This window comes from Idiomarina seosinensis (genome assembly GCF_003987275.1).
GTDB lineage: Bacteria > Pseudomonadota > Gammaproteobacteria > Enterobacterales > Alteromonadaceae > Idiomarina > Idiomarina seosinensis.
In genome coordinates this window covers 66,287-85,418 of the sequence record NZ_PIQF01000004.1, presented here as the reverse complement: position 1 = coordinate 85,418, position 19,132 = coordinate 66,287, and the positions used below count along the sequence as shown (strand labels likewise).

General features: G+C 47.6%; 16 protein-coding genes. 9 read left to right on the top strand and 7 right to left on the bottom strand.

Annotated features, from left to right (window positions below; all coding sequences use genetic code 11):
- Positions 1-2: 2 nt before the first annotated feature.
- From hslU to priA, 5 genes are all read right to left on the bottom strand, one after another.
- On the bottom strand, positions 3-1,355 hold the full coding sequence (gene hslU / locus CWI81_RS11315) for an ATP-dependent protease ATPase subunit HslU (RefSeq protein WP_126785423.1): 1,353 nt from the start codon (positions 1,353-1,355) through the stop codon (positions 3-5).
- Between the two features lie 17 nt (positions 1,356-1,372).
- Complete coding sequence (gene hslV / locus CWI81_RS11310; RefSeq protein ID WP_126785422.1) at positions 1,373-1,918, bottom strand: ATP-dependent protease subunit HslV; 546 nt, start codon at positions 1,916-1,918, stop codon at positions 1,373-1,375.
- A 93-nt stretch (positions 1,919-2,011) separates the two neighbouring features.
- The gene (locus CWI81_RS11305) at positions 2,012-2,581 is read right to left on the bottom strand and encodes an SPOR domain-containing protein (protein ID WP_126785421.1); all 570 of its coding nucleotides are present in this window, start codon (positions 2,579-2,581) and stop codon (positions 2,012-2,014) included.
- Positions 2,582-2,585: 4 nt separating this feature from the next.
- Positions 2,586-4,328, bottom strand: a complete 1,743-nt coding sequence (gene argS, locus CWI81_RS11300) for an arginine--tRNA ligase (protein ID WP_126785420.1) — start codon at positions 4,326-4,328, stop codon at positions 2,586-2,588.
- A 74-nt stretch (positions 4,329-4,402) separates the two neighbouring features.
- Positions 4,403-6,595 carry a primosomal protein N' gene (gene priA, locus CWI81_RS11295; protein WP_126785419.1) on the bottom strand — a complete coding sequence of 731 codons (2,193 nt, stop codon included), beginning with the start codon at positions 6,593-6,595 and terminating at the stop codon, positions 4,403-4,405.
- 169 nt (positions 6,596-6,764) lie between these two features.
- On the opposite strand from priA, the gene rpmE reads away from it, so the two are divergent.
- The gene (gene rpmE / locus CWI81_RS11290) at positions 6,765-6,977 is read left to right on the top strand and encodes a 50S ribosomal protein L31 (protein WP_126785418.1); all 213 of its coding nucleotides are present in this window, start codon (positions 6,765-6,767) and stop codon (positions 6,975-6,977) included.
- Positions 6,978-7,232: 255 nt separating this feature from the next.
- Positions 7,233-8,477, top strand: a complete 1,245-nt coding sequence (locus CWI81_RS11285) for a malic enzyme-like NAD(P)-binding protein (RefSeq protein ID WP_126785417.1) — start codon at positions 7,233-7,235, stop codon at positions 8,475-8,477.
- Here CWI81_RS11285 and metJ read toward each other — a convergent pair.
- On the bottom strand, positions 8,474-8,800 hold the full coding sequence (gene metJ, locus CWI81_RS11280; protein WP_126785416.1) for a met regulon transcriptional regulator MetJ: 327 nt from the start codon (positions 8,798-8,800) through the stop codon (positions 8,474-8,476). The genes CWI81_RS11285 and metJ overlap by 4 nt on opposite strands.
- Positions 8,801-8,972: 172 nt before the next feature.
- Between metJ and CWI81_RS11275 the strand changes: the two genes are divergently transcribed.
- Positions 8,973-11,414: a bifunctional aspartate kinase/homoserine dehydrogenase II gene (locus tag CWI81_RS11275; RefSeq protein ID WP_126785415.1), complete on the top strand. Its 2,442-nt coding sequence runs from the start codon at positions 8,973-8,975 to the stop codon at positions 11,412-11,414.
- Here the strand turns inward: CWI81_RS11275 and CWI81_RS11270 are convergent.
- Entirely contained in the window at positions 11,411-13,870 is a 2,460-nt protein-coding gene (locus tag CWI81_RS11270; protein ID WP_126785414.1) for a penicillin-binding protein 1A, read from the bottom strand. The two genes, CWI81_RS11275 and CWI81_RS11270, sit on opposite strands and share 4 nt — an antisense overlap.
- A gap of 129 nt (positions 13,871-13,999) precedes the next feature.
- Here CWI81_RS11270 and CWI81_RS11265 point away from each other — a divergent pair, with 129 nt between their 5' ends.
- The 6 genes from CWI81_RS11265 to aroB all read left to right on the top strand — a co-directional run bounded on the left by CWI81_RS11265 (position 14,000) and on the right by aroB (position 19,126).
- The gene (locus CWI81_RS11265) at positions 14,000-14,788 is read left to right on the top strand and encodes a hypothetical protein (protein ID WP_126785413.1); all 789 of its coding nucleotides are present in this window, start codon (positions 14,000-14,002) and stop codon (positions 14,786-14,788) included.
- Positions 14,776-15,285: a hypothetical protein gene (locus CWI81_RS11260; protein WP_126785412.1), complete on the top strand. Its 510-nt coding sequence runs from the start codon at positions 14,776-14,778 to the stop codon at positions 15,283-15,285. Before CWI81_RS11265 ends, CWI81_RS11260 begins: the two co-directional genes overlap by 13 nt.
- Entirely contained in the window at positions 15,282-16,091 is an 810-nt protein-coding gene (locus tag CWI81_RS11255) for a hypothetical protein (RefSeq protein ID WP_126785411.1), read from the top strand. Before CWI81_RS11260 ends, CWI81_RS11255 begins: the two co-directional genes overlap by 4 nt.
- Entirely contained in the window at positions 16,088-17,377 is a 1,290-nt protein-coding gene (gene pilQ, locus CWI81_RS11250; RefSeq protein WP_126785410.1) for a type IV pilus secretin PilQ, read from the top strand. Before CWI81_RS11255 ends, pilQ begins: the two co-directional genes overlap by 4 nt.
- Before the next feature lie 120 nt (positions 17,378-17,497).
- Positions 17,498-18,028, top strand: coding sequence for a shikimate kinase AroK (gene aroK / locus CWI81_RS11245; RefSeq protein WP_126785409.1), 531 nt, complete (start codon positions 17,498-17,500; stop codon positions 18,026-18,028).
- A 27-nt stretch (positions 18,029-18,055) separates the two neighbouring features.
- Positions 18,056-19,126 (top strand): 3-dehydroquinate synthase, encoded by a 1,071-nt coding sequence (aroB, locus tag CWI81_RS11240; RefSeq protein ID WP_126785408.1) that lies wholly within the window; start codon positions 18,056-18,058, stop codon positions 19,124-19,126.
- Positions 19,127-19,132 lie beyond the last annotated feature (6 nt).

Sequence of the window (19,132 nt, the reverse complement as noted above, 5' to 3'; positions counted from 1 at the left end):
TGTTACAGGATAAAGCGGCTTAGATCCTCGTCTTTAGACAATTCACCAATGTGTTGCTCTACATAATCCGCATCAACCGATATAGTGTCACCCGAGTGATCGGTCGCGTTAAATGAAACTTCTTCCATCAGCCTTTCTAACACGGTATGTAAGCGGCGAGCACCAATATTCTCTGTCGTTTCATTAACATGATAGGCAATTTCCGCAATACGCTGGATACCGTCATCAGTAAACTCTACTTTTACTCCTTCGGTGTTCAGCAGCGCTCGATACTGAGTGGTTAACGATGCGTTAGGCTCTGTCAGGATACGTACAAAGTCATGGCTTGTTAGCGCATCCAGCTCGACCCGAATCGGCAACCGCCCTTGCAATTCAGGGATCAGATCGGACGGTTTGCTCATCTGAAAAGCACCGGACGCTATGAATAAGATATGGTCAGTGCGGATCATACCGTGCTTGGTATTGACCGTGGTTCCCTCTACCAGCGGCAGTAAGTCCCGTTGCACACCCTCACGCGAAACATCCGGCCCTGACGTATCTCCGCGCTTACAGATCTTATCGACCTCATCTAAAAAGACGATGCCATTTTGCTCTACCGAATTAATCGCGGCTTCTTTAACCTCATCGGGATTTAATAATTTCGCAGCTTCTTCATCAACCAACTGCTTAAACGCATCTTTTATCTTCATTTTGCGTTTTTTGGTTTTATCGTTGCCCATGTTCTGGAACATATTCTGCAGTTGAGAGGTCATTTCCTCCATACCCGGAGGCGCCATTATTTCCACACCCATCTGCGACATCGCTAAATCCAGCTCAATCTCTTTATCGTCGAGCTCTCCTTCACGTAATTTCTTGCGGAATACCTGCCGCGACTTCCGTTCTTCTTCACTAGGAGCTGCCGAGTCTTGTTCTTTACCCCAACCTGACGACGCCGAGCGTGCCGGAGGTAACAATACGTCCAAAATACGATCTTCGGCCGCTTCCTCTGCGCGATAACGAACTTTCTTCATCATTTCTTCGCGCTTTTGTTTAACGGCTACGTCGGTCAAATCTTTGATAATGGACTCTATTTCTTTGCCCACGTAACCAACTTCGGTAAACTTAGTCGCTTCAACCTTTATGAACGGAGCATTAGCAAGCTTGGCCAGACGCCGGGCGATTTCGGTTTTACCAACCCCGGTTGGGCCGATCATTAAAATGTTCTTAGGCGTCACTTCCTGTCGTAAATCGTCATCCAACTGCATGCGCCGCCAGCGGTTACGTAATGCAACCGAGACAGCACGCTTTGCTTTATCTTGCCCTATGATGTGTTGATTAAGTTCATCAACAATCTCTCTCGGGGTCATATCAGACATCGTTTATTTTCCCCTGTTTATTTATTTTTGGAAGCAGCTATCGATTGCTGCTCTTCAATAGTTTGACTGCCATTGGTGTAAACGCATATGTCTCCGGCAATGGTTAATGCCTTTTCTACAATAGCGCGCGCATCCAGCTCGGTATTTTCCAATAAAGCCCTAGCAGCCGACTGTGCGTATGGACCACCAGAACCAATAGCAATAAGATCATTTTCAGGTTGTACCACGTCACCATTACCGGTAATGATTAATGATGTTTCCTTATCCGCAACGGCTAATAAGGCTTCTAGCTTGCGTAATGCCCGATCAGTCCGCCAGTCTTTGGCGAGCTCTACCGCCGCACGCATCAAATTGCCTTGATGCTGCTCGAGTTTCGACTCAAACCGTTCAAATAAAGTGAAAGCGTCAGCGGTGCCGCCAGCAAACCCTGCTAGCACTTGATCGTTGTATAAGCGGCGTACTTTACGCGCATTAGATTTCATCACTGTATTACCCAGTGACACTTGACCATCTCCGCCAATAACAACTTTGTCATCGCGGCGAACAGATACTATCGTAGTCAATGTTTGGCCCTCTTTAGTTAATTCCTATGGTGTCGCTGCGCGACGTCATTGACAACTATCTGAGGGCCTAAAGCGAGGATTTCAAGGTGTTGGCTAATCTAAATTCCAGTTCCAGATAGCACAACCAAAGACCTGAGCACGTTGCAGCTTATGCCGATCACGCTCCGCGTCTCGTTTTGTTTCGTAAGGGCCTAATATTACCCGATACCAGAGACCGTTGCTGCCCTCGGTTGCACGAACCTGACTTTCCAGACCAACCATTGCAATTTGCGCACGCAACCGGTCAGCATCGGCTTTTTGTCGAAAAGAACCACATTGCATCAGTTTAGGAGGACCCAACTCACGCTCGGGCACATCCACCTCAACTTCTTTATGCTCGAGTTCATCAATATACTGCCAGCGCTCTTCCGGTTTTTCTGGCAGTAAGTCCTCTGGTGGCGGTTGAATAACCGGCGTCGACTCCGCTGAACCAGAGCTACCATTTATTTTGATCAAGCTGTAGGTAAAGGCTGCAATCAATGCGACAGCTATCACGATAATCAACCAGGGAACTTGTCGTTGCCCTGTATTGCGGCTGGTTGCTCCACGCTGCGTCTGCTTTTTAGGCTTTTTGCCAGCCCCTTTCTTAGGGGCTTTTTTAGGCTTGCGATTGGCGTAATCCATTCGCTTACATTTTTTCCAGTGTTGGAATACCCAAGAGTTCTAACCCTTGCGATAAAGTATTGGCCGTTAAGCGCGCAAGCTTTAAGCGACTATTGCGAATAGCCAAATCCTCTTGGTTGAGTATCGGACAGGCCTCATAAAAGCTCGAAAAACGGCCCGCCAGATCAAATAAGTAACCACATAAAAAGTGTGGCATCGCTTTATCGTAAACTTGATGAACAACTTCGTTAAAACGCACCAGTTGATTCGCCAATGCAACTTCACGTTCATCATTCAGAACAAATTCGGCACCCTGATCAAAACCGCTGTCTCCGAGACGATTAAAGATGCTGTTAACTCGGGTATAAGCGTACAATAGGTAAGGCGCTGTATTACCCTCGAAAGTTAACATTAAGTCCCAGTCGAAGATGTAGTCACTGGTACGGTTTTTCGATAGGTCCGCATACTTAACGGAACTGATGCCAACAACTTTGGCTATTTGTTGCTGTTGTTGTTCGCTCAAATCACTGTCTTTTTGTTGCAACAACGATAAAGCCCGGCGCTCTGCTTCATCTAAAAGATCGGCCAGCTTAGTCACACCACCATCACGGCTTTTATAGGGTTTGCCGTCCCGTCCCATTACGGTACCAAAACCAAAGTGTTCGGTACGGATATCACCCTCGATGAAGCCGGCTTTGCGGGCCAGGGTAAATATCTGTTCAAAATGCAGTGATTGACGGGCATCGACAAAATACATCAAGTAATCACCGCCAAGCTGCTTCTGACGATATTCAATGGCGGCCAGGTCGGTAGTTGCATACAAGTAACCACCACCTTTTTTCTGCACGATAATCGGTAAAGGCTCACCTTCTTTACCCTTAAACTCATCCAAAAAGACACATTGTGCCCCTTGGTCCTCTACCAGCAGCTGCTTCTCTCGCAGGTGTTCAATAACGCCAGGTAACTTGTCGTTGTAGGCGCTTTCAGCCATAGCATCGTCACGCGTCAGTTTTACCCCCAACCGGTCATAAACTTCCTGACAGTGACTCAACGATACCTCAATAAACTGATTCCAAAGGCGCAGGCAGTAGTCGTCACCAGATTGCAGCTTAACCACCAGTTCGCGCGCTCGGTTGGCAAACTCTTCACTATCGTCAAACCGCTGTTTTGCTGCTTTATAAAATGTTTCCAAATTACTAAGCTCATACTCTGCCGACTGATTATCCAATTGCTCCATATGCGCCAGCAGCATCCCAAATTGAGTCCCCCAGTCGCCAACATGATTTTGGCGAATGACTTTATGGCCCAGGAACTCTGCAACACGAGATGTGGCATCACCAATAATCGCTGAGCGGAGGTGCCCAACATGCATCTCTTTGGCTAGGTTAGGAGAGGAGTAATCAATAACGATAGTACGCTTATTTTCAGCTTCTGCGACTGCCATACGCTTGCTGTCGTACATTGCCTGCAACTGGCCTTTAAGCTGATCCTGAGCAATGCTGAAATTAATAAACCCGGGACCGGCAATTTCGGCCTTTTCCAGCAACGTATTTTGCGGAATCGCCGCAATAATCTGCTCAGCTAATTGACGTGGATTAGACTTAGCCGGCTTCGCCAACATCAGCGCCAAGTTGGTTGCAAAGTCACCGTGAGACTTATCTCTAGGTCGGTCGAGCTGAATATTGACCGTTTGATCGGCGGGCAACACGCCATCGGCTTTTATTTGACCAATAGCATCAGCTAGTAACTGTTCCAGTTGTTCTTTCATCGACTCGACTACCTGTAAAATTAACGGAAAAAAAGATAAGTACCAGACCGGTTAGTTTACTCGTTTTCTGGTCGTTATGTGAAGTCTTGAGGGTCAACATCGAGCGACCAGCGAATTTTTCGCCAAGATGCCAACTCATTAATCTGTGGCAACAAGTGCTCCAGTAACTGATAACGTAGTTTACGACTACGGCAATGCAATGTTAACTGATAGCGGTAGCGCCCGGCTTTTCGCTCCATTAGTGCTGGCATGGGCCCTAATAGTTGAGCACCATCAGCGATCGGCATTAACTGAGCTAACTCTTGCAAAGCAGTGACCACATGCTGACGGTTAACCGCTTCGGCCCGAAACAACGCCATATGTCCAAATGGTGGTAACAGGCTCATCTGCCGTTCGGCTAATGCCGTCAGTGCAAAGTCCTGGTAGCCGTTATTAAGTAGATCCTGGATTAAATCATGTTCAGGGTGATGTGTCTGCAGCACGACTTTTCCGGCTTTGCGGGCTCGCCCAGCGCGACCAGCCACTTGAGTAAATAACTGTGCCAACCGTTCGGAAGCTCTGAAGTCGGCACTGTATAAAGCACCATCAACGTCTAACAATGCAACCAGCGTGACATCGGGAAAGTGATGCCCTTTAGCCAGCATCTGGGTACCGACCAGGATCTGGTAACGATTATCCGTTGCAGCCTGAAGTTGTCGCCCTAGCTCACCTTTACGACGAGTTGAGTCTCGATCAATTCGCAACACACCATAGTCGGGGAATTGCTTCTGTAAACTTTGCTCGAGCTGTTCAGTACCCACGCCATGCGTAATCAAATGAGTTGAACCGCAATCGCCGCACTGTTTAGCAATCGGTCGCTGGCTTCCACAATGATGGCAATGCAGCTGGTGATAAGTCTTATGCACTGTGTAGTAGGCGTCACATCGTTTGCACTGCGCTATCCAGCCACATTCATGACACATCAGCGCTGGTGCAAAACCACGACGATTTAGAAATAGCAGAACCTGGTTACCACGCTCTAACTCGCTGCCGATTTGTTTTTGTAGCGGCGCCGATACACCAGCCTCAATAGTCTGCTGTTTTAAATCCAACACCTGGTGTTTGACGTTTTCTGCACCACCTGCTCGCTGATCAAGTTTGAGCCAATGAAAACGACTATTTACTGCGTTGTTTAATGTTTCAAGCGCAGGCGTTGCTGTGCCTAATACAATCGGGATATCAAGCAACTGAGCTCGCTTTACGGCAACGTCACGCGCGTGGTACCGAAACCCGTCCTGCTGCTTAAACGATAAATCATGCTCTTCATCAATAATAATCATTCCCAGGTTTTTACACGGCGTAAACACCGCTGACCGAGTACCGATGATAATAGCAGCCTTACCTGACCGACTATCAAGCCACGCTTTTAAGCGCTCTGAATCGCTTAATCCCGAGTGCAGCATAACAATCGGCACATCAAAACGTTGCTGAAAGCGACGCAATGTTTGGGGAGTTAAGCCAATTTCAGGAACAAGTACTAGTACTTGTTGTTGCCGTTGCAATACATCCGTCATTGCCTGCAAATAGACTTCTGTCTTACCGCTGCCGGTGACCCCTTGTAATAATAAGGCGGCATACCTCTGCTGCTGATTTATGGTGGTTACCGCAACTGCTTGTTGCTTATTCAAAGTTAACGGTTGATTAGCACTGCCAAACTCCCACCCCGAAGTGGTCTTTGAATCGCGTTCAGTAAATGATGTTATCCAGCCCTTGTCGGCAACAACCGTCATCACTGTTCGGCTAATCCCCTGCTCGCTGATCGAGCTGCGGGTACAGGCACTTTCAGCCAACGTCTGTAACAGCTTAATTTGCTTGGGCGCGCGCTTTAGACCCTCTAAATCAACTTTTTTACCAGCCTCAGTTAAGCGCCAATACTCAGTCGCCGGGTAGCTTGCCTCATTCCCTTTACGGAGCAGCACCGGCAGTGCGTTAGCAGCAACTTCACCTAAGCTGTGATGATAATAATCAGCGCTCCACACGATCAACTGCCAAATATCGTCGGTCCAGATGGTTTGCTGATCGATAACTTCGATAATTTCTTTAACCTGATACTCGCCAAGATCGTCAGCGCTTTGTTCTGCGACCACATAGCCGACTAACTGCCGCTGACCAAAAGGCACGCGCACCCGGGCTCCGATTGGCAAACCCTGGTTATCTGTCTGGTAACTAAAGGTTTGCCGCAACGGCACCGGCAAAGAAACTTCGAAAAATCGTTGAGTCGCTGTCATAGCGCTATTTTGGGTTGCCCTTTTTGATAATACAAGCGTTGATATTTTACTTGATCAATAGCCGCTGATCACATAGAATGCCGCGCTCTTGATAACTGTTGTTTTTTTACGCATGGTGTCCGGCGGTATATGATCGGATAGCGATGCGGCCCATAATTGAGGTAATCCCATGAGAAAAGATATCCACCCTAAGTACGAGGCCATTTCGGTTACTTGTTCGTGTGGCAACAAGTTTGAAACACGTTCTACTCGCACCGAAGACCTACTGGTCGACGTATGTTCAGAGTGCCACCCATTCTACACTGGTAAGCAACGTGTAATGGACACTGGTGGCCGTGTCGACAAATTTAAGAAGCGTTTCGGTTCACTCGGTAAGAAATAATCACCGAGAAAACAAAACTTCGGAAAATAAAGCTTCTGTGAGAGTTTTCCAAAAAAGGCGCTATTTAGCGCCTTTTTTATTGGGCTAGTTGGCTACACCCTGCAATGTTAAAGAAAAGTTAACTGGTTTCTTTTTAAACACGTTAAAAGTTAGACCCCAGCCATAAGTCCATTTCATCAGGTAAGATTTGTTATTATCGACGAAGTCGTTAGACTATAAAGCCATTACTTATTTGCGATATAAGGCTTTACTTCTATGTCTGACTTCCGCCAGCAAGCGTTGGATTATCACCAATACCCGACTCCAGGCAAAATCTCTGTCGAATTAACTAAGCCCGCAAACTCCAGCAAAGACTTAGCGCTTGCTTACAGCCCCGGCGTCGCTGAGCCTGTTCGAGAGATCGCGGAAGATCCAGATAATGCGTACAAATATACGGCAAAAGGCAACATGGTCGCCGTCATCAGTAACGGCACCGCGATTCTGGGTCTCGGCAACCTCGGTCCGCTGGCATCGAAACCGGTTATGGAGGGCAAAGCTTTACTATTTAAACGCTTTGCGGGATTGGATGCTATAGACATCGAGGTAACTCACCGTACCACTCAGGACTTTATCAATACGGTGGCGAATATCGCGGACTCTTTTGGCGGCATCAACCTGGAAGATATTAAAGCACCTGAGTGTTTCGAAATTGAACAAGCTCTGATTGAAAAGTGCAATGTGCCTATTTTCCATGATGATCAACACGGTACCGCCATCGTAACCGCAGCAGGCATGCTTAATGCTCTTGAAATTCAAGGTAAGCAATTAAAAAACACGCACATCGTTTGCATGGGAGCCGGTGCTGCTGCTATTGCCTGTATGGAGCTATTAATTAAATGTGGCGCTCAACGCGAACACATTTATATGCTCGATTCAAAAGGTGTTATTCACACTCGTCGTGATGATTTAAACGAGTATAAAGCTCTGTTTGCCAATAACACCGACAAAAGAACCCTGGAAGATGTGATTGAAGGTGCCGACTTATTCTTAGGCGTTTCAGGCCCTGACCTATTAGAGCCAGAAACGCTAAAATTAATGGCTGACAAGCCCATCGTGTTTGCCTGCTCGAACCCTGATCCAGAAATAAAACCAGAGCTTGCAAAGCAGGCCAGAGCAGACGTTATCATTGGTACTGGCCGCTCCGATTATCCCAACCAGGTGAATAACGTTTTATGTTTTCCGTTCATGTTCCGCGGGGCGCTGGACGTGCGAGCAACCGCTATTACGGATGAGATGAAAGTCGCAGCGGTAGAAGCGATTCGTCAACTTGCCAAAGAAGAGGTTCCTGACAGCGTGTTACAAGCTGCCGGCGTCGACAAGTTACAATTCGGCCCAGATTACATTATTCCAAAACCAATTGACCCACGCTTGTGTCAGCGTGTGGCCCGGGCCGTCGCAGAAGCTGCGGTGAGCTCAGGCGCAGCGCGAATTGATCTCCCAGCTAACTATATGAACGACTAAGATTGGTCCAGCTCATCGTCTGTAGGAACCGGTAAGCCACGTGCTTCCAGTTCCTTACGGACGTCTTCCGGTACTTTCTCCGGGTTAGACTTATCCAAATCCTGGTCCGTCGGTAAGGGCTGGCCGGTAAAAGCGTGTAAAAAGGCTTCGCACAGTAGCTCGCTATTCGTAGCATGGCGTAAGTTATTGATTTGACGCCGGGTACGCTCATCAGTCAGTACTTTCAATACTCGCGTCGGGATTGAGACAGTCACCTTTTTAACCTGTTGGCTTTTACGACCATGTTCTGCGTATGGATAAATGTACTCACCGTTCCACTTCATTGTTTTATCCTGCTGTATAAAAAAACCTTATAAGATATAATGAATTGTACCCAATCCCATCGCTACGTCAAATTTTATCCATCTAGATGGCCAAAAGTTGCTGACATTTGCGACACAATATTTTAGCCTTACTCATAAGCAAACGAATAGCGCGGTAAAGAGGACTCTGTAAATGGGCATAAAAGGGCTAAGCGAAGCACAAATTCAGACTGCGGCGGATAACGTGCAGGTTCATAAGTTTGGCGGTAGTAGTTTAGCCGACGCTTTTTGCTATAGACGCGTAGCTCGTATCGTTACTGAATATGCTGGTGCCAGCGACTTGGTCGTAGTATCAGCTGCCGGCGATACCACCAACCGGATCCTGGCAATTATTAATGCCTTACGACATCCCGGTGATACCGCCGAAATTTTGCTCGATCAACTTGAGAGCTTTCAACTTGGATTAATTACAGAGCTGCTCAGCGGTGACTTACAGCAACAGTTGATTACTGTCTCCCAACAAGACTTTCAACGTTTTAGAAAGGTTATCGCCGGGGAAGAAAAAATATCTCACGATGCCGAGTTACTGGCCTACGGCGAGTTATGGTCAGCACGATTGTTGGCTGCCCTGCTTAAAAAACAGGGCACCAAAGCAGAGCACATAGATGCTCGCGACTTTCTTCGTGCCGAAGACGCGCCCGAGCCGATTATCCAGCAACAGCAATCGCGTAACGCTATACTTGAGCGTGTCGCACCATTCCCCGGCACCCGCTTTATCGTAACTGGTTTTATCGCGCGCGGTTTAAACGACGAGAGTCTGACCTTGGGGCGTAATGGCAGTGATTATTCCGCCACCCTTGTCGGCAGCCTACTCAACGTTAAACAGGTCACTATCTGGAAAGATGTTGCCGGTGTGTACTCTGCCGACCCTCGGAAAATTGAACGTGTCGTCAGCTTACCATCTCTGGATTGGTCTGAAGCTGAGGAGCTCGCTCGTTTGGGCAGTCCCGTATTGCACCCCCGTACTTTCCAACCGGTGGATCGAGAACGTATGGTGATCTCTGTACGCTCCAGCTTGAAAGTCGAAAACCAGCAAACGCGTATCGGTCAATTCGAGCATACAGAGCCCAGAGGTAAGGTCTTTACATCACTATCAGAAGTCGTGCTGTTTAAAGTTAAACTGGACGATCGTAAGTTAGTAAAACAACTCGAACAACTTGATCTAGAGCCACTATTCAGTTGGACCGAGCCGGATCAGCATCACCAATATCTGGTGTTTCATCAAAACCACCTGGATTACATGCGTCGCTGGCTCGAACAGCTTGATATGGGTAATGCGATTACCGAGATTCATGGCTACTCCATGGTGGCATTGGTAGGCAATCGAATTCAGGAAACCGACCAATACACCACCTTTAAGCTGCAATTAGGCGAACAAAAAGTTCGGCGTTTTGGGATGGGTGACAATGGCAATTCAGCCATTGCGATTCTCGAGCAACAGCTAGACAGTCGCTTGCTAAATCGCTTACACAGCCAGTTGTTTAATTACCGGCGTAGCCTTGGTGTTTTGGTATTAGGAAGAGGCAATATTGGCAGCGCCTGGCTGGAGCTGTTTAAACAGCAACGTGACCGCATCAATCAAATGATGGATGTGCGGGTCATTGGTATTGCTAACTCGAAAAAGCTATGGCTTGACTATAGCGGTGTTGAACTTAACGAGTGGTCAACGAGTTTCGACCGTCTGTCGCGACCTTACGTACTGACAGAGCTGCTGCGTGAACTGCCCAATGCTCCCTACGACGAACTGGTGTTACTGGACCTAACCGACGCCAAGCCCATTGCTCAACTATACCCCAGTCTGTTTGCTAACGGCCTGCATGTTATTAGTGCCAATAAACGCGCTGGATCTGCAGAAGAACCGCTTTACCGTGAAATCCGCACCATTCAACATGAATATAAACGGCAATGGCTATACAACACCACCGTCGGGGCTGGATTGCCGTTAAATTATGCGATTAATGACTTACGTAGCCAGGGCGATGAGATACGCAGTATCTCAGGCATTTTCTCAGGAACTATGTCCTGGCTATTTGAGAATTTTACCAAAGATACACTGTTTAGCGAGTTGGTTGCTGAGGCAAAAGCGCAAGGCTTTACCGAGCCGGATCCGAGGGAAGATTTATCGTGCCAGGACTTAGTTCGCAAGTTACTCATTCTCGCCCGCGAAATAGGTCTGCGCCTGGACTGGGAAGACATAACAGTTAATAGCCTGGTACCAGAGCACTTGCGAGATATCAGCGCCACTGAATTTATGCAACGCTTAGACGAGCTGGATAAGCCGATGAATGCCATGCTAGAGGAAGCCGCAGTGGATGGTAAGGTGCCACGTTTGTTAGCAAGCTTTTCCGTAACCGAAGAGCGACGTGTAAAAGCGCAGATAGGGGTGGAGTACATCCCTAAGGGCGATATGTTGGCTAACTTAATTCCCGGCGAAAATATTTTTGTTATTTACACCGACTGGTACTCTGAAATGCCGCTTGTTATTAGCGGCCCCGGAGCCGGTAAGCATGTTACCGCCGGCGGCGTCCAGTCAGATTTAAACCAACTGCTGGCAAGGTTGGGCGCGGCTAACTAAAACAGTCCGTCCCCATCGTCATCGAAAATATTACCGTTTGATTCGCTACGATCGATGTACTCTTTCGGCTCGGTACCGCTGATAAAGTATTCAAACCGTGTCGTATAGTCCGTTCGATGAGATAGCTTGCCCGTTTCCAAATCAATACGGACATTAACCACACCTGGTGGGATCATTAAATTATCAGAAGGGTAGGCCGATACGGCTTCCTCCATAAATAATATCCAGCCGGGGAGAGCTGTTTTAGCACCCGCTTCACCACCCGATATGGATTGCTGTTTGCTATCCAAAAGTGGATGCATTGTCGTTCTGCCAAGCTGCCGTGAGACATCGTCAAAACCTACCCACGTAGTTGTCACCAGGCCACTAGTAAAACCAGAAAACCAAGTGTCCCTGACATCATTAGTGGTACCTGTTTTACCGGCAATCGCCCGTCCAACCTCGTTAATAATCGGTTTAGAGCGCTGAATTCTCCACGATGTGCCATTCCAACCCGTATCGTGGGCCCAGCTCCCGCCGCCCCACACGGCAGAATTCATCGCCTGAGCGACTAAAAATGCATTTTGTTCGGAGATAATCTGGGGAGCCGGGTTGTCACAGTCTGTGCATGCCCGTTTGGGATTGGCTTCAAAGATCACCTCTCCATTACCTTGCTCAATACGTTCAATCACGTAAGGCTCAACTAAATAACCACCATTAGCAAATACCGCATAAGAACGGGCCACTTGCATGGGAGTCATAGACAATGAACCAAGCGATATCGATTCGTTTTCCGGAACATCACTCCGATCCAGGCCAAATTTAGCAATGTGATCCGCTGTTTTTTCCACGCCAACTTCACGTAGCAATCGCACCGAAACCACGTTTTTAGACTTGGCTAAACCTTTCCGAAGGCGAATCGGGCCTTCATAGACATCTGGCGAGTTTTTTGGTCTCCAGGCAATTCCAGATCCCGGATTCCATTGGTTTATAGGCGCATCATTGACCAGAGTTGCCAAGGTCAAACCTTCTTCAAATGCCGCCGAATAAATCAACGGCTTAATATTCGAACCGACCTGCCGCTCTGCCTGTAACGCGCGGTTATACTGACTTAAAGTAAAGCTATAGCCACCAACCACCGCAGCAACGGCGCCATCATCCGGCTGTAGCGAAGCAATCGCGGAGCTGGGCTCTGGTAACTGCGCTAAGCGCCAGTTATTTTCTTCTCCTGCTCGCCGAAGCCAAACTACATGCCCAGCTCGCATAATATCCTTAGTCGTTTCAGGAGCGGGCCCCTGCTTTTCCTCATTAATATATTCTCGAGCCCAATGCATGCCTTCCCAGGGAAGAGTGATGGCGCCATGCCCTTTGACCTCTAATGTTGCTGATTGCTCAGCGACTTCGGTAACGACTGCCGGTGTTACCATGCCAATACTCTTTAACTGTTCCAGGTAGGCACTAATTTGTTCAGCTGATGAAGGACTTTCATTTTTTTCTGCGGACCACAAAATACTGATAGGTCCGCGATAGCCGTGCCGTTCATCATACGCATGCAGATTATCCCAAACCGCTTGGCGAGCAGCTAACTGAATACGGCTGTTTACCGTTGTATAAACGTTATAACCCGCATTGTATGCCTTCTCTTCACCATAGCGGTCAATCATTTCCTGCCGAACCATCTCCGCCAGATAAGGCGCATCTACAGTAACTTCGGCACCATGGCGACGCGCCGTTACAGGAGCGCTGGCGGCTTGCTCAAACTCACTTCGGGTAATTTTATTTTCGTCCAGCATCCGCAGCAACACGACACGCCGACGGGCTTTCGATGCTTCCGGGTGGCTAATGGGATTAAGGTTGGAAGGTGCTTTGGGCAGACCCGCAATGGTCGCTATTTGCGCCAGAGTTAGTTGTTCTAACGACTTCCCGTAATAAACTTGTGCTGCGGCACCGATACCATGAGCTCGGTGACCAAAGGTAATCTTATTTAAATATAGCTCGAGTATTTCATCTTTATCCAACAGCTGTTCAATATGCAGTGCAATAAAGGTCTCTTTGATTTTTCGCATCCAGGCACGGTCAAAGCTCAGAAAGAAGTTCCGCGCCAGCTGCATCGTTATGGTACTAGCGCCCTCTTTAATATCGCCGGTAGTAAGAAGCACCCAAAATGCGCGCATCACGCCGATAGGATCGACACCGAAATGTTGATAAAAGCGGCTATCTTCCGTTGCGAGAAAAGCATCTACCATGTCCTGCGGAACATCTTCCAGAGCAACCGGGATCCGCCGCTTTTCGCCAAATTGGGAAATAAGTTCACCGTCTTTAGTAAACACCTGCATTGGTGTTTGCAACTGGACATCCCTTAGCGTCGCAACACTTGGTAACTCTGGCTTCAGGTAAAAGTATAGACCCGCGACGGCCGTAACACCGAGTATCCCAAGTGCGATAAATACTATGATCAGGCGTTTAAAAAACTTCAATCGCAGACTCCATTTAAGACAACCGCGCCCTTTAATTTCATACAAGCTTTAACGACTTCTAATTATGGCTGATTTTTGCGCTAAACACTACGCTTGCAGATTATTTTCTAAACCTTTACGGAGTGAACAATGGCTATCTCTTTAAGCCATCGGCTGGCAGTAGATATTGTCGACGAGAAATTGGTGTTACTGCAGCTTAAAGCGATTGGTAGCGCCATTAGCGTTCACCAGCTCTTTTCACACCCACTAGACCAACCACTCAACAAAAAGCTGAACTGCCAATCGCTAATGACGGTGATGGAACATCGAGCAGTTCATTACCAACAAATAGCGAGTAAACCATCAGCAAATGAAGTCAGAGAAGTTGTTGCCGAAACGCTTGGTGTTACTCCAACCGGCGACCAGCCAATGGTCATTGATCATCAACAACAGCTTGAAAACACGGTTGTCGTTACCGGTCATCCGGCGCAAGTCGCTAAGAAAAAACAACTACTTGCGTTACTAAATAAGCCTATAACAGTCGTAGAACCAGCCTTTCAATCGGTATTACGCGCCGTCAATTTTCTGTTACCAGAACACTGGCCAACCCGCTATTTAAAATATCCTTGCCAACAATGGTTAGTCATCCAACTCGCTCAACCATTGGCCATTGTTATGAACTGCTTACGCGGCGACCTGCAATCGCTGAACTTTAGTTCCATCAGCGAGGTAAGCGCTCTAACCCAATTAAATTGCCCGATATTTTTCTTTGGCCCTAGCGACTTATGCAGAACCCTCGCTGAACTAGTGACCAGTCCACTGTTTATTCAGCTAAAAATTCCGGCTCAGTTAAGCACCGACTCAACATCGCTAACCGCAGACAAGCACATTCCCCTTCTGGGTCTGGCGTTGCGAGGATTTAATCAGTGGCATCACTAAATTTAATTAATTGGCGACAACCTGGCTTTCGTCATCAACTGGCGATTCAAAAGAAATGGCTAGGTTATTGTGTGCTGTGCATAACTCTTATTGGAATAGTATACAGCGTAAGCTATCAGCCCTTAGTTAAACCGTTGCAACAAGCGGTATTGACCAATCAAGCACGGCTTGAACATTTAGCAGCACTGGAGCAGCGCTACCAGCAAGCGGCAAATGCGCTGAAACAGCAACAACAAACCGAGCAAGCCAACCGCCAACAAATATCGGTACTCCAACATTTTATCTCGCTCAACACAGCTACTATTGAAGATCTACAGCTGCAAGACCTAACCTGGCTTCCGGGCGAGCTCAAAATAACCGGCACCTATCAGGCTATCGGCTCCGTTAAATCACTTGCCGCATCATTGCGTGACGCATGGCAAGATAGCGTGGTGAACGTTGATTTCCCGCGTAATGGTTATTTTTCGATGATTCAGAGAGATGAGCCATCGCAGTGATCATCAGTCGCAACTACGCCTCTATTATTGTTTTACTCATGTCTGTGTCGGTCATCATTGCGCTGACCTATTTTTACACTCACCTGCACAAGCAGCAGCTTGCTGAACAGCTGTCATTACAACGACAACAGTTAAAACGGCTTGCTTCAGTGCAAGCAGCGTCATCCGCGCTGCAACCCATCACACCTAAGGCTGCGACTCCAGCACTCGAATGGCTGCTCGCTGAGTGGGCCGATCAGTTTAGCCTTCAGCTAACCTTGCAACACGACCCCGCCAGCCATGCCAGTTTTCGGGCAACGATTGCCGGCCAACCCTCAGAGCTATTCCAATACCTCAACTCGTTCATCAGATTTACGCGTATATATCAACCGACACCTTATACTCACCAAATGCTCTCGTTGACCCGCACCAATGATAACCAGGGCCAGTTAAAATGGCATTTTAGTCAAAACTCCGAGAGCGCTTTTATAAAGCCGCTAACCACTTTAACTCATACTGATAACCACGCTACATGCCAAACTTTGCCAGCTTTTTTAACGCCAGTGCATCGGCAAAACCTGCCAACATACAATAACCTTCGATTAATCGCGGTGGTGCGTAATCGCGCCAAACACGACGCAGCCCAAGCCTATTTCTTAAATACAGAAGGTCATTGGCTGGCACTACAAAAAGGTGACTGGTTACAACAGCCGCTCAGCCAGATCATCGCTATTAACAACGACAACGTGTTGCTGCAGCAATGGCGACAACAAAGCCAGTGCTGGCTCAATCACAAGGTTGAATTAAACTTAAAGGATGTTTTATGAGGCAACTGCCAGCAACGCTCAAAAACCTTATTTACGGTTCTATTCTGTTAACTTTTCTACCTTCCGTCAGTAACGCCGGAACGGCCACATGGGAGCATTTGTTGTCTCCTGAGCAACAACAGGTAAAAGTCGACCTTACCTTAGCAGACACCCCGCTGCGCGAGATTTTCCAAATTCTCGCTGATAAATTGGCATTAAACCTGATCATGGGCGATACCATTAACGGTAGTTCAAGCTTACAGCTAAAAAATGTTCGCTGGGTCGATGCTATATCCAGCCTGGCGTCGAGTAATGGTTTGTTCGTCAATATTAATGGCAATGTGCTGTGGATAAGCACGCAGCCGCAAGCCCAGACACACAGCGAAAAGACCTCGACAGAACTAATTACTATTAACTTTGCCCGAGCAGTCGAACTCGCCGAATTGTTGAAAGGCTCTCCACAAAGTTTTTTATCAGCAAACGGTTCGATCACCGTAGATGAACGAACAAATACGCTAATCGTTACAGAGCAAGAGCAGCAGCTAAACGTCATTAAATCGCTGATTAAACGCCTCGACCGGCCAGTCAGACAGGTAATGATAGAAGCCCGAATGGTCAGCCTAAAAACCAATGTTGCTGAAGAGTTCGGGGTACGCTGGGGCGCATCAGAGTTTGGCTTAAAAACACCACCAGAGTCGGCCTCGACCTTTATTAAAGGTATGCAGATTTCACTGCCAGCAGTGCAGCCCGCAGCAACGGTTGGTTTAAACGTTGCTCGACTGAGCGATAGCCTGTTATTGGATCTGGAGCTGACCGCATTAGAGCGAGAAAACAAGGGAGACATTATTGCCAGTCCTAAAATTTTCACCGCCAACCAGCAGCCAGCTTACATTGAGCAAGGTACTGAAATACCATATGTTGAGAGCGCCGCTTCGGGAGCGACCGCCGTACAGTTTAAAAAAGCCGTTATGGGCTTACGTGTTACCCCTCAAATCACCCCGAATAACCATGTGTTACTCGACTTAACCATTACTCAAAATACGCGGGGCGATACGGTTTCTACCCCGACAGGACCGGCTGTCGCGATTGATACTCAGGAGATGGGAACACAAGTGCTGGTTAAAGATGGCGAAACCATCGTACTGGGCGGAATATTTCAAACTCTGGAGTTGAATGATGACAGTTCTGTACCCATTTTATCGGCATTGCCAATTGTTGGACCGCTGTTCCAACACCAGCAATATCACAAAGAGAAACGGGAGCTTGTAATATTTGTGACGCCAACGATTTTAGCGGATACCGAATAGAGTTGCTAAAGTGGAGCTGAATTGCGATAATCGCGCTTCTTTTCGTTGGGTTGGGGGACGTCTCTAGACACTCCGGATTCGTGAGTTACAGCTAATTTTAACAGTGACGTAAGCAGGAATATGGCTGAGAAACGTAATATTTTTCTTGTTGGCCCTATGGGCGCCGGCAAAAGTACGATTGGTCGTCAAATCGCCAGACAACTCCATCTAGATTTCTACGATTCTGATACTGAGATTGAGCGCCGCACTGGTGCTGACATCAGCTGGGTATTCGAGCTGGAAGGCGAAGAAGGCTTCCGTGCACGAGAAGAAAAAGTAATCGAAGATCTCACTGAAAACATGGGCATTGTGCTGGCAACCGGTGGTGGCTCGGTAATGAGCAAGGAAAGCCGTAATCGACTTTCTGCGCGCGGCGTGGTCGTATACCTGAAAACCACTATCGACAAGCAGCTGGCCAGAACCCAGCGCGACAAGCGTCGTCCACTTATCGCTGAGGCTGATGACCCACGTAAAGTGCTAGAAGAGCTAGCCGAGGCACGCGATCCTTTATACGAAGAGATTGCTGACATCACGGTGAGAACCGACGAGCAAAGTGCTAAAGTTGTGGTTAACGAAATTATAGAACAACTTGGCATTAACGGTTTAAGTTAATAGCAATTAACAATAAGGAGCTGCGCCATGGCAACCGTAAAAGTTAACCTAAATGAGCGCAGCTACCCTATTTACATCGAAGCTGGAAAGTTGGGGCAGCTCAGCACTTCAATACCCGACAAAAATCGACAAATCTGCGTTATCACTAACCCCACCGTTGCCCAGTACTATTTGCACCCTTTACTTAATAAACTGGCAGAGCACCACGTCACTGTCTTTGAGATGCCAGATGGTGAACAATACAAAAGTCTCTCGGTTTATAGTGAAGTCATGGATCAGCTCATTAATGCTGGGTTTAATCGCGATTCGGCAATTGTTGCGCTCGGTGGCGGAGTTGTTGGGGATTTAGCAGGTTTTGTTGCAGCCACCTTTCAACGCGGTGTCGACTTTTATCAAATCCCCACCACTTTATTGGCACAAGTCGATTCTTCTGTCGGCGGTAAAACTGCAGTCAATCATCCGCAAGGGAAAAACCTGATCGGCGCTTTTTATCAACCCCAGGCGGTATTAATCGATACCGATTGCCTACAAACATTACCCGAACGACACTATAAAAGTGGCCTTGCCGAAGTCATCAAATACGGCATTATCTATGACAATGACTTTTTTAATTGGCTTGAACATCATACGTCAGAGCTAAAAAGCCGCGACACCGACTCGCTTATCTATGCCATTAAACGCAGTTGCGAAATAAAAGCTGAAATTGTAGCGCTGGATGAGCGCGAAAAAGGTGTTAGAGCCTTGCTTAATTTAGGACACACCTTCGGTCATGCGATAGAAGCTGCGACTCACTATGGCGAATGGACTCACGGCGAAGCTGTTGCTGCTGGCACCATTATTGCATCGAAGTTAGCGGAAGTGACACAGCAACTGTCAGCGTCAGATTTCCGTCGAATCTATGACTTAATGAGTGCCTTTGGCTTGCCGACAAAAGGCCCACACATGGAATGGTCTCAGTGGCTTGAATATATGCAACGGGACAAAAAGGTAAAAGACGGAAAACTGCATTTCATTCTGCCAACCAGTATTGGTTCTGCAGCAGTCTTTAAAGACTTGGATGAAAACAAGATAGCGGCTGTGATCACTGAATGTTGCTAACGCATC